Source organism: Paenibacillus diazotrophicus (assembly GCF_042610465.1).
Genome location: NZ_JBGJZN010000001.1, coordinates 502,851 through 518,860, shown reverse-complemented (window position 1 = coordinate 518,860; position 16,010 = coordinate 502,851). Strand labels below are relative to the sequence as shown.

Here is a 16,010-nt window from a genome sequence, read left to right as displayed (position 1 = left end):
CCTTGTTACAAATGACATATGCAGCCTGCAGCAGGATGATTATACTGTTTGAGTAGATTTTCATCCCACGCAGGAGGTTAATAATGAATAAAAGAACAAACCCTGACAACACAGCGACTACCAGACGATTATTGCCCATGCTGCTCGGGATCGTTGTCATTCTGCTGATCGGTGTTCTTGTCTTTGTCACTACAAGAGGCGAATCCGGCGAAACAGCCGAACTCGACAAACTCCCGAACTACACAGATGTCAAAGGAACCATCGTTGTGGACGGGCTCAAATACGAAAAGCAGCCGCATCTGGGAAGCGAAAAAGCCACAGTGAAGGTCATCGAATTCGCTGATTTCAAATGTCCTGCCTGTAAAAAGTGGACCGCCGCTTATCTGGATACGTTCATCAAGGAATATGTGGATACCGGCAAAGTACAGTTCTTTTTCATGAATTTTGCTTTTCTCGACCGTGACTCCTATCTTGCCGCCAGTGCCGGTGAAGCCATCTACAAGCAGAGCAATGAGATGTTCTGGGAGTATGTGCATAAGCTATACGCGAACCAGGGTGATGAGAGCAAAATATGGGCTACCCAAAAATTCATTCTAGGCTTCGTCAAAAAGAACATCGAAGGCCTTAACTATAGCGAGTTCGAGCAGGATCTCAAGAACCAGACTTATATGTACGATGTAAAAGAAGACTTCAAAATCGCCGGCTCTTATGGTGTGAACGGTACGCCGAAGTTTATGGTTAATGGAGAGCTGCTGCCTGACTCCTCCTATGAGGGGCTGACTGCCGCTATTGATTCCGCCCTGTCCTCTGCCCAATAATTTCATAAATAACTAGAAGAGGATGCGATCCGGCCAGGGACCCTGGCAACTGGAGCGCATCCTCTTTGGTAATGCTTATAGATGAGACAAGCGAGCTTCGGGTGGTCGGCAGTTGATGAGCTTACTCTACTTCGAGCTGGCCTGTATCATTGTTCTTTAGAACCAGCTTGCCCTCCAGCGATGAGCCGTCCTCCGCTGTGAGCTTAAGCTTGCCGGTGTGTCCCTTCTCGATCAGCGCCTTCACCTGAGAATCCGTAAGCGACCGGCCATAGGTTTCTTTCCAGATTACGAACTTGCAGCCTTCCTTGTAATGGGAGCAGCCGTAGCCTTTGCGGCCCATAAAAATCATACCGCCGCAGCCCGGACGAGGGCAAGATCCGATGACCTTGGGACCGTTATCCGTACTGCTATCTGCTACAGTCTGCTTGCTGCGGGAAGACTTCACTGCTGCAGTTGCACTTCCCTCTTCCCCACTACGTTTCCTTGGTGTTGATGCCTTGTTGGCTGTTGTCCGGGAGCCTGCAGTGCTACGGCTTTTGGTTCCACCGCCAAGTGAAGGCGTCTCCCCTTCGAAGGAGGTTCTGTCCGCCCGGGACTGCACACGGACCTTATCCACGATCATGGAAGCAAAACGCTTCACATTCGCCATGAATTGACTGTCCGCAGCGGTTCCCCGGGCAATTTCATTCAGTCGGCGCTCCCACTGACCCGTCATTTCCGGGGAAGTCAGCAGTTCAACACCCGCTCCACGGATTAATTCAATCGCGGTGCGGCCTTTTTGGGTAATGGCAATTTTTTTACCCTGCATTTCCACATACCCTACATTTTTCAGCCGTTCGATGGTTGCTGCCCGGGTAGCTGGTGTGCCAAGCCCTGAATCTTTCATTGCATCGCGGAGCTCTTCATCTTCAATCTGCTTGCCCGCACTTTCCATCGCTTTCAGCAGCGTGCCTTCGGTATAATGCTTGGGCGGCTGGGTGTCCTTCTCTTTCACAATGGCATCACTGCAATGAACCTCAGCATTGGGATCTATCGAGAATGGCTCACTTACCTCGATTTCCTCCTCCTCCTCGTCTTCCTTGCCTTTGCCTTTAGCCGGTTTGGACTTGTCCTTCTTCTGATCCCCGTAGATGACCTTCCAGCCCAGACTCAGCAGCTCCTTGACTGTTGTCTTGAAGTTTTCACCTTCCACCTCGGTGATCACCGTATGCACCTTATACTCCGCAGCCGGATAGAACTGCGAGAGAAATCGGCGGACAATCAGATCATAGAGCTTGGCTTCATCGGCACTTAATCCGGAAGCCTTGCGGTTCGTTGGCAGAATGGCATGGTGATCCTCTACCTTGGACGGGTTACAGATGAATTTGTTGCCCTTATGCACCAGGTTCCGGTTCGCACCTTTGACCCATTCGTCATAGGCCGTTCCCTGGAGCGCAGACAGCGTCTTATGCATTTCCGGAATATTCTGCTCGGTCACATAGTTGGAATTCGTACGCGGATAGGAGATTACTTTATGCTTTTCGTAGAGCGCCTGGGCGAGATCAAGCGTCTTTTTGGCGGAAAACGCATATTTACCATTAGCTTCCCGCTGCAACAGCGTCAAGTCATACAGTTTGTTCGGATATTCCTTTGTTTCTTTCACCTCGTAGGAGGCAATCCGTGCCGGTTTGCCTTTCACCTTGGCGGCAAGTGCTTCCGCCTTGGCTCCATCCGTCATCCGTTCACCCTGCCACATACCTTTGTAATTCATCTCATGCTGGGCAAAATGCCCCTCGACTTCAAAAAATTTCAGCGAGGCAAAAGCTTCAATTGTCTTTTGCCGGTCATAAATCAACGCAAGCACAGGGGTCTGTACCCGGCCTACCGACAGCAGTACATTATGTTTAGTGGTAAAAGCACGCGAGCCGTTCATTCCAATCAGCCAGTCCGCTTCACTGCGTGCCTTTGCAGCCTTAGTCAGGTTCTCGTATTCCGATCCGTCCTTCAGCTCCTGAAAACCTTTGCGGATCGTTTCCGGGGTCAGATCAGAGATCCATAGACGCTTCACGGGCTGTGCCAGTTTCAAATGCCGCTGAATCAGTGAAAAGATATGCTGCCCCTCGCGCCCGGCATCGCAGGAATTCACCAGCAGATTGCTGCGCTTAGCCAGCTCCCCAATCACCCTCAGCTGATCGAGAGTACGCGCATTCGGCACCAGCTTGAACTCCTCCGGGATAATCGGCAGGTCATTGATATTCCACTTTTTGTACTTTGAGTCATACGCTTCCGGTTCGGCCAGGCCGATCAGATGACCGATAGCCCAAGTAATGATATACTGCTCACCTTCTAGATAAGAACGGTAGTTTTTGGCCTTCGGTTCTATTGCGGCGGCGATATTCCGCCCCATATCCGGTTTCTCCGCAATAATAAGTGTCTTCAAAAAGATTCGCTCCTTAGCCTCATTCTTCCAAAATACGTCCAGTAGTTTATTATACCATTAAGTCTGCCGCTTTTTAACGTATTCCAGGAAACTTTGTCTGGTTATCCGATCTGCCAGGGAACAATACGGGATACAGCTTCTGTAATGTCCATCAGCTCTTTACTGTTCGATCTCCGGTCCATGTACTCCACTTTGTTCTCTCCCGCTGCCTTGCCGACAATAATGGCTACAGGTATGCCTATCAGGCTGGAGTCTTTAAATTTCACACCCGCCCGTTCATCCCGGTCATCCAGCAAGGTCTCAATACCAAGCTGTGTAAGCTGTTCATACAGCACTTCTGCAACAGCCCTCTGCACCTCGTCTTTAAAAGATAACTGTAGGATGTGTACCTTGTAAGGTGCCAGCGCCACGGGCCAGATCAGCCCCTGCTCGTCGTAATGCTGTTCAGCCACCGCAGCCAGCAGACGCGAGATTCCGATACCGTAGCAGCCCATAATCACAGGTTTACTTCTGCCGGTTGCATCCAGGAATGATGCCCCCAGCTTCTCACTGTATTTTGTCCCCAGCTTGAAGATATGCCCAATCTCTATCCCCTGCTGTAGATGAATGACGCCATTGCCGCAAACAGGGCAGCGTTCCCCTTCCTTAGCTGTGCGGAAATCCCCAACATGTGAAAGCTCGAAATCCCGGCCAGGCACTACTCCACTTAGGTGGTAGTCCTTTTCCCCGGCTCCAGTAATCCCAAATGTCATTGCAGCTACTGCCCTGTCGGCCAGCACGGTTAGCGGGAGTCCTACCGGCCCAACATACCCATTCTCTACTCCTGCGGCCGCTTGAACCGTTTCAACATCGGCCAGGGCAATGTCGCTAACTCCCATATAATTCCTTACCTTAATCTCATTCACCTCATGATCCCCGCGAACAAGCACGGCAAAGGTTTTGTCCCCGCCTTGATAAATAAGCGTCTTTATTACCTGCTCAGGTGCAATTTGAAGTTCCTGTTCCAGTTGATCAATGGTGCGAATCCCAGGAGTATGAAATTTTACCGCTGCAGGAAGAATGTCAATTTTACGGTGAACCTCCCCATCTCCTGTATATACTTCGGCCTGCTCCAGATTAGCGGAATAATCACAGGAAGAGCATACAGCAATCGTATCCTCGCCTATATCTGACAAAGCCATGAATTCATGGGTTTCACCTTCGCCACCGATAGCCCCGGCATCTGCTTGCACGGCCTTGAAAGTAAGTCCGCAACGCTCAAAAATCCGCTGATACGCTTTATACATCTTTGCATATGTGACATCCAGCCCATCCCAGTCTGTATCAAAAGAGTATGCATCTTTCATCAGAAATTCCCGGCCACGCATTAATCCCGCACGGGGACGGCGCTCATCGCGGAATTTGGTCTGGATCTGATAGAGCGTGACCGGAAGTCTCCGGTACGAACTGATCTCCCCCCGTATAAGAGATGTAATTACCTCTTCATGTGTCGGTCCCAGTACAAATTCACGTTCGTGCCTGTCCCTCAGCTTCATCAGTTCCTTACCATACACCTCATAACGTTCCGATTCTTTCCAGAGCTCGGCGGGCTGCATGGAAGGCATCAGTATTTCCTGCACACCGGCAGCGTCCATTTCCTCCCTCACAATATTCTCAATCTTACGTAATACCCGTCGTCCCAGAGGGAGATAAGTATAAATTCCAGCCGCCAGCTGACGGATGTATCCTGCACGCAGCAGCAGCTGGTGGTTGATGGTCTCTGCTTCCGCCGGTGCTTCACGAAGAGTTGTTGCTAACAAATTGCTGTGGCGCATACTAATCAGCCTCTCTTATGTGTATAAGTGAATTTCATTTTCCTTATGGTCAACGCAAAAAAGACACATCCGTCAGGGACGAATGTGTCGTGATACCACCCTAATTCAACCGCAGGTGCATACACCTGACAGTCCTCAATGCGGATAACGGCCGATTCCGGCAGCATAAGATGCTGCAGCTACCAAGGCAGGATATGCTTCGCTCGTTCTTTGAGGGACCTTTCAGCCGGTGAATCCCTTCTCTGTTCTAACGATCCTGGAAACATAGATCCTCGGTCAATGCTTTTCGATATGAAGAATGTTTTTAATCTATCTGATTTTACCAACAACGTCAAGTCAGTATATTCAGTTTTAAAGCTTTTCTCCAGTAAAACAGAGCTGAAACACCAAAGAATGAAAAGTGTAAATTAAATATTTCTCATAAATTGGATTAGATATGAAATAAATGTGCCAAACAACCGAAATACATTAGAGTTAGTCAAAGAACGGTATCGCAGAGATCCATAGATCATTTTGCGTATCCACGAGGGAGCCACCAATATGAAACCGGTCCAACAGCTTATTCAAAAATTATCATCCAGATCATTGCAGAAACGTCTCATGTTAATGTTCACCCTAATGTTAGTCATCCCCATTCTGCTTGTAAGCTACTTTTCGTATTCGAGTTCCAAGAAGCAATTGGAACTTAAAATACAGGATTCAACCCGGGATAGTGTAGAAATCCTGCAAGGAACCATTAATGAAACTGTAAATGCCGCTGCACGTAATGTGCAACAGCTCAGCCAGCAATTCATCTCCAGTGATATCGATATCCAAAAACCTGAGGCCCGCGCGCTGATGGATTTATTCATGAAAGAGCATCCTGAGCTTGAAATCCTTATTCTCGGCAATAACAATGGTGCCTGGATGAAGTCTCCTAACGGCGGCAAAAAGGATTATGACCCGCGAACCAGAGATTGGTATAAGGCTGCTATGAAGAATGCTGGTAAGATTACAATTATTAACCCATTTATATCTGCGACCACAGGGAATTACAACCTATATATCTCAGAATCACTTAAAGATGGCAACGGTGCAGTCACGAGTTCTCTTAACCTTAAACATTTGAGCGAAATGGTTAACAAGATCACGCTTGGCAAAAACGGCTATATTTACATAGTCGACGGCAATCATAAATTTGTCTCCCATCCCGTCAAAGCGGCTGGCGAAGACGTAGCTCCTGACATTATCAAGCTGCTAGACAAAGACAGCGGCCTTTTACAGTACACCAGTCCGGATACAGGACTACTGATGCATGGATACTATACTACTGACAAAACAACCGGGTTCAAAATTGTCGGTGTGCTCTCCACTCAGGAATTCTCCGACGCTTCGATGCCCATTTTATACAATGGACTCATGGTTCTGGGAGCCGCACTGCTTATCGCTTTGGGCATGATGTATTTCATTATCCGGGCCATTACCCGCCCAATTCTCAGCCTTAACCGCTCTGCACGCCGGGTAAGTGAGGGTTATCTGAATGAACAGATCCAGATTAACCGTTCCGATGAGATCGGACAGCTGGCCCAGAACTATAATCTAATGGTTGACTCACTTCGTAGTATCGTTGTCGATATCTCTGATACTTCGGGCCTGCTCGCCTCGTCCAGCCAGCAGCTAACCGCCACGACCGAAGAGAATTCCAAAGCAACCAGTTATGTTGCTGAACTAGTACAGGATTCATCTGCCGGTGCCGAGACGCAAACCGCAGCAATGGCTGAAACTGCCCGGGCCATGGAAGAAATGTCTTCAGGCATTCAAAAAATAGCTGAGGCTGCAGCTTCCATTGTGGATTCCTCGGCCGACACCGAAGCCGACGTATCCACAGGCAGCCGCACAATCGAACAGATGACCATACAAATGGATGCCATTCGTCATTCTACCCATCAATCCTCTGAACTGATCGGACAGCTAAATGGATTGAACAGTCAAGTTTCAGCGATGAGCAGCGCCATCTCAACGATAGCCATCCAGACCAATCTGCTCTCGCTGAACGCTGGCATTGAAGCAGCCCGTGCAGGCGAACACGGCCGTGGATTCGCAGTAGTGGCTTCAGAAGTACGGAAGCTGGCAGACCAGTCCAAAGTTACCGCGGGCAACATCCAGGAAACCATTGAGCAGATGACCGAGCTTATTGACCTTACTTACGAAGCCATCCATCATACCGTCGCTGCTGATGTTGAGCTTGGCATTAAAGTCACCGCTGAAGCAAAAGAAGCATTCCTCAGCATTGAACAGTCAACAGCCAAAATCAATGGACAAATTCATGATATTTCTGCCATCACTGAACAGATGTCTGCCGGTGCGGAAGAGGTTGCAGCCTCTGTACAGGAAATCTCCAATATTGCACGTTCAACATCCGATGCTTTTCAGAATGTTACAGCGGCTACGGAGCAGCAGCTGGCCTCCATGGATGAGATCGCCGCCTCCTCCACGGAGCTATCCAAGATGGCAACCGACCTTCAGCAGAAGGTCGAACGGTTCAAGTTAGAGGCTTAAACTTCCGTCCGTTGAAGGAAATATAAGAATAAACATTTAAAAAGCCGTCCCTCCCGCATGATGCGGAAGAGACGGCTTTTGTTCGGCTGTGTTGTCCGACTTACACCAGGACAGTCGAGCCCATTAAATATTTATCTACTTCACGAGCGGCTTCGCGCCCTTCATTGATTGCCCATACCACAAGGCTTTGTCCACGCCGCATATCCCCGGCAGCGAACACCTTATCCACATTTGTGTTGAACTTGCCATAACGGGCCTTCACATTGCTGCGGCGATCCGTGTCCAGCTTCAGTTCCTCAATGATATCCTGCTCCGGTCCGTCGAATCCAATAGCAATCAGTGCGAGCTGTGCCGGGTATACAGCTTCTGTTCCTGGAACGGGCTGATAGATCTTACGGCCGGTCTCATCCACCATCCGGCGGATTTGAACAGTATGCAGCTCCTTCAGATTTCCATCCTCGTCACCAACGAATTTGGTTGTCATGATGGAGAACTCGCGCGGATCATCACCGAATAATGCTTTGGCTTCCTGCTGGGCATAATCCAGAGTATAGACATTCGGGAACTGCGGCCAAGGATTAGCGATCGGATCACGTTCTAGCGGAGCTTTGTCATGTGTGCCGAACTGGGTGATGCTGCTGCAGCCATGACGCAAGGATGTAGCTACACAGTCAGAACCGGTGTCACCGCCCCCAAGCACGATTACATCTTTGCCTTCAGCAGATACAAAGTTTCCATCTTCCAGATTGGAATTTAGGTAGCTCTTGATCGTTCCGTTCAGATAATCCATCGCATACATAACACCCTTGAGTTCACTGCCTTCGACATTGAAACGGCGGGCTTTGGTTGCACCGCCGCACAATACGACTGCGTCAAATTCATCAACCAGCTGCTGTGCAGGAATATCCTTGCCGATCTCAGTGCTAACCACAAATTTCACACCTTCAGCAGCAAGCAGATCCACGCGGCGCTGAACCACTCGTTTGTCGAGTTTCATTGTTGGAATGCCGTAGGTCAGTAATCCTCCAATACGGTCACTGCGCTCAAACACTGTAACCGTATGCCCGGCTTTGTTCAGCTGCGCCGCAGCGGCGAGACCAGCTGGTCCTGAGCCTACGATGGCAACGGTTTTGCCTGTGCGCTTCTCTGGAGGATTCGGCACAACCCAGCCTTCCTCAAAGCCTTTATCAATAATCGCCAGCTCAATGGTCTTGATGGTAACCGGTTGTCCGATCAGTCCGACAGTACAGGAGCCTTCGCAAGGAGCAGGGCAAATACTTCCGGTGAATTCGGGAAAATTATTCGTCTTGTGCAGCCGCTCCAGCGCTTCCTTCCATAATCCACGGTACACCAGGTTGTTCCATTCTGGTATAAGATTGTGAACCGGACATCCTGATGTCCCGCCGCTCATATCAATGCCCGTATGGCAATAAGGAGTTCCGCAATCCATACAACGTGCGCCCTGTGTCCGAAGCTCGTCCTCGGATAAATGATGATGGAACTCTTCCCAGTCCTTTACGCGCTGCTCAGGATCACGATCACCTGGGAGCTGGCGCTTATACTCCATAAATCCAGTAGGTGTAGACATATTTACGATTCCCCCATCCGATCTCTTGGTGTTGATGTATAGTACATTGTAACATATTGCGTCATCCCTATGTTTTCAGCGCAATGAAGTACCTGCACATTCTATAATACTTTAACCTTTAGCATTTGTAATTTTAATAATTATAGTAGCATCCAATACTTTCACACTGTAATGGACTAATCTGCTGATTATTTGTACTATTTCACATGTTGTGTCAGAGAAAACGCTTTTTCATTAAACCGAACGCTCATAAACAAAGAAACGGTAATCATACGGATTTTTTTCATCCCGAATTCCCTGAATACTGGAGATCTCTCTCCACTGGCTCCAGTCCACTTCCGGAAATTCCGTATCCCCTTCCATCTCCTGTTCAATCCGGGTTACCATTAGCTTGTCAGCAAAGGGAAGCATCATCTTGTATATTTCTGCACCGCCAATAACCATTAACTCATCGTCCTTTTGTCCTTCAGCTACAGCTTCCTGCAGTGAATGCACAACCTCAGCCCCTGCAGGAGCAAAGCTGCGGTCCCGTGTGAGAACAATGCTTGTTCTGCCTTTTAACGGCTTACCGCCAAGGGAATCCCAGGTTTTGCGTCCCATCAGCATTCTCTTTCCAAGCGTCTGTGACTTGAAATAATCAAAGTCCCGCGGCAGATGCCAAGGCATATCATTATCCTTGCCGATCACATGGTTAGCGGCCATGGCCCAAATCATGCTAATGCTCACATGGATCCCCCCCTACTCTTACTATGTTCCCTGTTCAGGCATTATATAGCTACAGGTGCTTTGATCCCCGGATGATAGACGTAATCAGCAAATTCGAAATCTTCGAACGTATAATCAAAAATACTATCCGGTTTTCTTTTGATCACCAGCTTCGGAAGTGGAAATGGCTCTCTGGCCAGCTGGGTGGCTACCTGTTCCATATGATTTGTATAAATGTGCACATCGCCTCCGGACCAGATGAACTCCCCAACCTCAAGCCCTGTCTGCTGGGCAACCATATGTGTCAGCAGCGCATAACTGGCAATGTTGAAGGGCAGGCCCAGGAAGGTATCCACAGAACGCATAGTGAGCATACAGGATAGCTTGCCGTTCGCCACGAAGAACTGAAACACAAAATGGCAAGGTGGCAGCTTCATCTGCTCAATCTCCCCCACATTCCAAGCACTGACAATATGACGGCGGGAATCAGGGTTATTCTTAATCGATTCGATAACCGCGGATATCTGATCAATATGGCGTCCATCTGCAGTCTCCCAAGCACGCCACTGAGAACCGTATACGGGTCCAAGCTCACCATTCTCGTCAGCCCATTCATCCCAGATAGAGACTCCATGCTCTTTCAAATAGGAAGTATTGGTATCCCCCTTCAGAAACCACAGCAGCTCATGCACTACCGACTTCAGATGGATACGCTTGGTCGTCACCAGCGGAAATCCTTCTGCCAGATCGAACCGGAGCTGACGGCCAAACACAGATATTGTGCCCGTTCCTGTCCGGTCGCTTTTGGAGGCGCCGTGATCCAATATATCCTGAAGTAACTCCAAATATTTACGCAATTAACCAGCACCCCTCTCCACAATTTTTCTTCTATCAGTTTACCATGACCTTACCATCCTTGTAACTTGTTAAGAAGGAAAAATGCTGTTTTCCATACCGCATGAACTGCTATGGGACATAGTTTTCCCTCTACATGTAAATAGTGGGAGGTTAAACTCATTAACGATAATCCGGTTGGCCCAGCCAGACTTCAGTGCTGTATTTCACAGTAATCTCACCGTCCTTCTGCAGGCCCCCAAAACGCTCCATATGCGCCGTATGGAAATCACGGAACCATTCCTCATGTTTATCCGGCGCTTCCATCCCTGAGGCTGCAGCACCCCAATATTCCTCCCAACGCTCATGCAGCTCCTGCGGAAACAAATATTTAATCGGCTCAGTACCGCCATAGAAATACTGCAGCGGCCGGCTATGCCTGGTCTCCTTTAGCCTTTTAGAATATTCTTCTATGGTTCTGCCAACATTCATATTATCCCGAAGGAAATTAAATTCATCAGCATAGGAAAAGACCGCCAGCCAGCCGCCCGGCCTCAGGATTCTTTCGAATTCTTTAAGGGCTGCTTCCGGCTGGAAGCGGTGGTAGCTGTTGGCTGCAACTATCAAATCCACCGACTGATCCGGTAAAAAGGTCTGCTCCGCCGTACCAGCTATGTACTCTACGTTAGTCTCATGCCCGCCGATCAATTCCCTGGCCAGCCGCCGCATTTCATCCTCAGGCTCCACTGCATATACCTGTGCAACCTGACCGGCAAAATGCTGTGTGAGCAGCCCTGTGCCTGCTCCGATATCTGCAACTGCACCTCCGCTTACTCCTGCCTCCCCAATGACAAACTTGGCGGCTTCAATGGAATATGGCAGCCGATATTTTGCATACTGCCGGGCTTTCTCATACGACATGGTATTCACGATAACGTCCTCCTCTTCATAGGTTGCAAACCGCTCACAACCAAGTATGAAGCTTTTCCTAAATTTTATCACAATCCACTCCAAGGTGTACCCAGAAACAAAATAAGGATGTCTCATCAGCCCTATTTCAGGCTTTTGAAGACATCCTTATGGGTATGCTTGCAAAGCAATGTTAAGTTATTATTTCACAACGTGAATCGGGTGTCCTTCAACCAGTTCAGCGGCTTCCATAACGATTTCGCCAAGGGTTGGGTGCGCGTGGATGGTAAGTGCGATGTCTTCGAGCGTTGCGCCCATTTCAATCGCCAATCCCAGTTCTGCAATCAGGTTGGAGGCTTCAATACCAACGATTTGTGCGCCGAGTACAAGGTTATTCTCGCTGTTAGCGACAATCTTGATAAAGCCTTCCGGAGCATTCAAGGAAACCGCACGGCCATTACCTGCGAACGGGAATTTGCCGGCTTTTACTTTGAAGCCTTTGTCTTTAGCTTCTTTCTCAGTCAGACCTACGCTGGAGCATTCAGGATCAGTGAACACAACTGCTGGAATGACTTTGTAGTCCACAACCGATTTGTGACCGGAGATGGCCTCAGCGGCGATCTTGCCTTCGTAGGAAGCTTTGTGTGCCAGTGCCAGGCCTGGAACGATATCGCCGATAGCATAGATGTTAGGGATATTCGTACGGCCCTGGTGGTCGACCTTAATCAGTCCGCGTTCGTCAAGCTCAACGCCAATCAGATCCAGTCCCAGTTCGCCATCGGTGTTTGGACGACGTCCAACAGTTACCAGCAGATAATCTGCAGTTACTTCTTTGGACTCTCCGCCTACGGAGTATTTCACGGTAACTTCCTTGTCGTTCTGAACTGCACTTTCAGCTTTGGCATTGGTTACGATCTCGATACCTGTCTTAGCCATATTCTTGGCAACCAGACGAGTCATATCCTTATCAAAACCAGGCAGAACAGTGTCCAGACCTTCAATGATTGTTACCTTGGTACCGAATTTGGAGTACATTTGGCCAAGCTCTGCTCCAATGTATCCGCCGCCGATTACGATCATGCTCTTAGGAATTTCCGGAAGATCAAGCGCTTCTGTCGAAGACAGAATGCGTCCGCCGAACGGGAACGGCTTCAGTTCAATCGGGCGCGAACCCGTTGCAATAATGCAGTTGTTGAACTTGTAGCGCGGGGACTCATGCTCGTTGAACAAACGGGCTTCGTTCGTGCTGATGAACATGGCTTCACCGCTGAATACCTCGATTTTGTTGCCTTTCATCAGGCTGGTTACACCTGTGGTCATTCTTTTAACGACACCGTTTTTGAATTCCTGTGTCTTAGACCAGTCTACTTTGACATTCTCAGCGGTAACTCCGAAAACTTCACCATGCTGTGCAGCTTCGAATTGATGTGCTGCCGAGATCAATGCTTTGGATGGAATACATCCGCGGTTCAAACATACGCCGCCGAGTTCCGATTTATCCACGATCAGGACCTTTTGGCCGAGCTGGGCGGCACGAATTGCCGCCACATACCCGCCGGGACCTGCACCAATAACCAATGTGTCGATTTCGATTGAAGCGTCTCCGACTACCATTTATTACACCTCCATAACTAACATATCAGGATTTGCAAGCAGGGTCTTAATGTAATTCATAAAGTTCTGTGCTGTTGCACCATCGATGATGCGGTGGTCAAAGCTCAGGGACAGGGCCATTACAGGAGCTGCAACAATTTCACCGTTCTTAACGACCGGTTTCTCGGTAATACGTCCGGTACCCAAGATCGCCACTTCAGGGAAGTTGATGATCGGAGTGAAGAACATACCGCCAGCGGAGCCGATGTTACTGATGGAAATAGTGCTGCCTTTCATTTCGTTCGGAGCCAGTTTGCCGTCACGGCCGCGTACAGCCAGATCGGTAATGGCACTCGCAATCATCCAGATGCTCTTACGGTCTGCATCCTTGATTACCGGCACGATCAGACCATTGTCTGTGTCCGTTGCGATACCGATGTTGTAGTATTTCTTGTAGACAATTTCATTGGTTGATTCGTCAATCATAGCGTTAAGCGCAGGGAATTGACGGGATGCTGCCACAAGGGCTTTGACGATAAACGGAAGGTAAGTAACCTTCACGCCTTTCTTCTCGGCAACAGGTTTCATACGGGCACGGAAGGCTACCAGCTCGGTAACATCGACTTCGTCCATGATAGTAACATGCGGAGCGGTGTATGCCGATTTAACCATAGCATTGGCAATGGCTTTGCGGATACCCTTGAACGGTACACGTTCTTCTTCGAGACTAACATTGCCGGAAGCTGCGGCTGGAGCAGCTGAAGTCTTAGCTGCTGGTGCTGCGGCTGGAGCAGTTGTAGTTGAAGCTGCAGCCGGTGCCGCCGCTGCTGGTGCTGCCGCAGGTGCTGCGGATCCGCCTTTCAGGAAGGCTTCCACATCTTCATGGGTGATTTTGCCGTTCTTGCCGGTGCCATTCACCTTTGCGAGATCAACGCCTTGCTCACGGGCAGACTTGCGGACACTTGGTGTAGCCAGAACATCCCGGTTAGGAGCTGGAGCAGCTGCTGCAACCGGTGCTGCAGCAGGAGTTGCCTGTGCAGCTGAAGCTTCGGTATGACCGCCTTCCTGATGAGGAACATCGCCTTCTGCAGCAATAATTGCCACTACTTCACCTACACGGCAGACCTGGCCGTCTTTAGTAAACACTTCAAGGACAGTACCATTGACAGGGGAAGGAACTTCCACGACAGCTTTATCATTTTGAACTTCCATGATAATATCATCGTCTGTGATTTTGTCACCGACTTTGATATGCATTTTAATAATTTCGCCTTCGTGAAGACCTTCACCCAGTTCCGGGAACTTGTACTCAAAGTTGGAAGCTCCGCCAGTTGCAGGGCTGGTAGCTGCCGGAGAAGAAGTTGTATCTGCTCCCCCTTTGGCAGCATCCGCTTCTTGAGTGGATTGCGCTTCGGCATGACCGCCTTCCTGTTCAGGCACATCACCTTCTGCATCAATAATTGCTACAACTTCACCTACATGGCAGACTTGGCCATCTTTAGTGAAGACTTCAAGCACTGTGCCGTTAACTGGACAAGGCACTTCGACTACCGCCTTGTCATTCTGTACTTCCATTACGATATCGTCATCGGTCACTTTATCGCCGGCTTTGATATGCATTTTGATAATTTCACCTTCATGCAAACCTTCGCCCAGCTCTGGGAACCGGTACTCAAATTTTGCCACCTTGATTACCTCCTAAAAGTTATATGGAGCATGACTTCTAAAACTGCTAATTTGTATATAGATCATGCAGAAACGGGTGGCCGCCCTTATATAAGGACGGCAGGTAGATGTATTTTTAGAATTCCATTACTTTCTTAACAGCAGCGATTACACGTGCAGGGGTTGGAATCCAAGAATCCTCGATTTGCGCGAACGGATAGATAGTATCAGGACCTGCAACGCGAAGCACAGGAGCTTCCAGATGAAGAATAGCTTTTTCATTAATTTGTGCGATTACCTCTGCTGCAACACCGGAGCTCTTCTGAGCTTCCTGAACCACAATTGCGCGGTTTGTTTTCTTCACAGAAGCAACAATAGTGTCGATGTCAATCGGGCTGACCGTACGCAGATCGATAATTTCGGCTTTGATGCCGTCTTTCTCAAGCTGATCGGCCGCTTTGGTAGCTGTATGTACCATCAGACCGTAAGTAATGATCGAGACGTCAGAGCCTTCACGGACAACATTAGCTTTGCCCAGCTCCACGGTGTACTCACCTTCCGGCACTTCGGCACGGAATGCGTGATAGAGATTCAAGTGCTCCATGAAGAAGACAGGGTCATTATCACGGATTGAGGCGATTAACAATCCCTTAGCATCGTATGGGTTGGAAGGAATAACAACTTTAATCCCAGGGCTCTGGGCAATAAGACCTTCCAGTGAGTCTGTATGAAGTTCGGCTGCTTTTACGCCGCCGCCAAATGGAGTGCGGAATACGACAGGAGCATTAAATCTGCCCCCGGAACGCCAGCGCAGGCGTGCTGCCTGAACGACGATTTGATCAAGTGCTTCAAAGATAAAACCGACGAACTGGATCTCCGCGATTGGACGAAAACCTTGCACGCCCAGACCAAATGCCAAACCGCCAATTGCGGATTCAGCCAGTGGAGTATCAAATACGCGATCCTCGCCAAATTCCTTCTGAAGGCCTTCCGTTACACGGAAAACGCCCCCTACATTACCAACATCTTCCCCGAAGATCAAAACGCCCGGGTCACGGTTCAGTTCAACGCGCATTGCGTCACGGATTGCTTCTTTCATATTCATTTGTGCCATTGCCTGATATCCC

Annotated in this window: 11 protein-coding genes; 2 read left to right on the top strand and 9 right to left on the bottom strand. The window is 49.1% G+C overall.

Annotated features, from left to right (window positions below):
- The first annotated feature begins 83 nt into the window (after positions 1-83).
- Positions 84-818, top strand: a complete 735-nt coding sequence (locus tag ACAN54_RS02290) for a DsbA family protein (RefSeq protein WP_379151927.1) — start codon at positions 84-86, stop codon at positions 816-818.
- 121 nt (positions 819-939) lie between these two features.
- Here the strand turns inward: ACAN54_RS02290 and ACAN54_RS02285 are convergent, their stop codons facing one another.
- Together ACAN54_RS02285 and ACAN54_RS02280 are read right to left on the bottom strand one after the other, a co-directional pair.
- Complete coding sequence (locus tag ACAN54_RS02285; protein WP_379151924.1) at positions 940-3,237, bottom strand: type IA DNA topoisomerase; 2,298 nt, start codon at positions 3,235-3,237, stop codon at positions 940-942.
- 101 nt (positions 3,238-3,338) lie between these two features.
- Positions 3,339-5,051, bottom strand: coding sequence for a proline--tRNA ligase (locus ACAN54_RS02280; protein WP_379151921.1), 1,713 nt, complete (start codon positions 5,049-5,051; stop codon positions 3,339-3,341).
- Between the two features lie 540 nt (positions 5,052-5,591).
- Here ACAN54_RS02280 and ACAN54_RS02275 point away from each other — a divergent pair.
- Positions 5,592-7,589: a methyl-accepting chemotaxis protein gene (locus tag ACAN54_RS02275; RefSeq protein ID WP_379151917.1), complete on the top strand. Its 1,998-nt coding sequence runs from the start codon at positions 5,592-5,594 to the stop codon at positions 7,587-7,589.
- A gap of 100 nt (positions 7,590-7,689) precedes the next feature.
- Here the strand turns inward: ACAN54_RS02275 and ACAN54_RS02270 are convergent, their stop codons facing one another.
- From ACAN54_RS02270 to ACAN54_RS02240, 7 genes are all read right to left on the bottom strand, one after another.
- Positions 7,690-9,177, bottom strand: coding sequence for a glutamate synthase subunit beta (locus ACAN54_RS02270; protein ID WP_379151914.1), 1,488 nt, complete (start codon positions 9,175-9,177; stop codon positions 7,690-7,692).
- Positions 9,178-9,411: 234 nt separating this feature from the next.
- A complete protein-coding gene (locus ACAN54_RS02265) occupies positions 9,412-9,903 on the bottom strand; it encodes a dihydrofolate reductase (RefSeq protein ID WP_379151910.1) in 492 nt (163 codons plus the stop codon).
- A 41-nt stretch (positions 9,904-9,944) separates the two neighbouring features.
- Entirely contained in the window at positions 9,945-10,739 is a 795-nt protein-coding gene (gene thyA / locus ACAN54_RS02260) for a thymidylate synthase (RefSeq protein ID WP_379151908.1), read from the bottom strand.
- A gap of 160 nt (positions 10,740-10,899) precedes the next feature.
- Positions 10,900-11,637: a class I SAM-dependent methyltransferase gene (locus ACAN54_RS02255; RefSeq protein ID WP_379154105.1), complete on the bottom strand. Its 738-nt coding sequence runs from the start codon at positions 11,635-11,637 to the stop codon at positions 10,900-10,902.
- A gap of 189 nt (positions 11,638-11,826) precedes the next feature.
- Positions 11,827-13,239 carry a dihydrolipoyl dehydrogenase gene (gene lpdA, locus ACAN54_RS02250; protein ID WP_379151905.1) on the bottom strand — a complete coding sequence of 471 codons (1,413 nt, stop codon included), beginning with the start codon at positions 13,237-13,239 and terminating at the stop codon, positions 11,827-11,829.
- A 3-nt stretch (positions 13,240-13,242) separates the two neighbouring features.
- Positions 13,243-14,904, bottom strand: coding sequence for a 2-oxo acid dehydrogenase subunit E2 (locus tag ACAN54_RS02245; RefSeq protein ID WP_379151901.1), 1,662 nt, complete (start codon positions 14,902-14,904; stop codon positions 13,243-13,245).
- 115 nt (positions 14,905-15,019) lie between these two features.
- Positions 15,020-15,997 (bottom strand): alpha-ketoacid dehydrogenase subunit beta, encoded by a 978-nt coding sequence (locus ACAN54_RS02240; RefSeq protein WP_379151898.1) that lies wholly within the window; start codon positions 15,995-15,997, stop codon positions 15,020-15,022.
- Between the last annotated feature and the right edge of the window lie 13 nt (positions 15,998-16,010).

What these genes read in the sequence shown, in the direction of transcription:
- ACAN54_RS02290 (WP_379151927.1), top strand. Translation starts at nt 84, where the DNA reads ATGAATAAAAGAACAAACCCTGACAACACAGCGACTACCAGACGATTA.
- ACAN54_RS02280 (WP_379151921.1), bottom strand. Translation starts at nt 5,051, where the DNA reads ATGCGCCACAGCAATTTGTTAGCAACAACTCTTCGTGAAGCACCGGCG.
- ACAN54_RS02275 (WP_379151917.1), top strand. Translation starts at nt 5,592, where the DNA reads ATGAAACCGGTCCAACAGCTTATTCAAAAATTATCATCCAGATCATTG.
- ACAN54_RS02270 (WP_379151914.1), bottom strand. Translation starts at nt 9,177, where the DNA reads ATGTCTACACCTACTGGATTTATGGAGTATAAGCGCCAGCTCCCAGGT.
- ACAN54_RS02255 (WP_379154105.1), bottom strand. Translation starts at nt 11,637, where the DNA reads ATGTCGTATGAGAAAGCCCGGCAGTATGCAAAATATCGGCTGCCATAT.
- lpdA (WP_379151905.1), bottom strand. Translation starts at nt 13,239, where the DNA reads ATGGTAGTCGGAGACGCTTCAATCGAAATCGACACATTGGTTATTGGT.
- ACAN54_RS02240 (WP_379151898.1), bottom strand. Translation starts at nt 15,997, where the DNA reads ATGGCACAAATGAATATGAAAGAAGCAATCCGTGACGCAATGCGCGTT.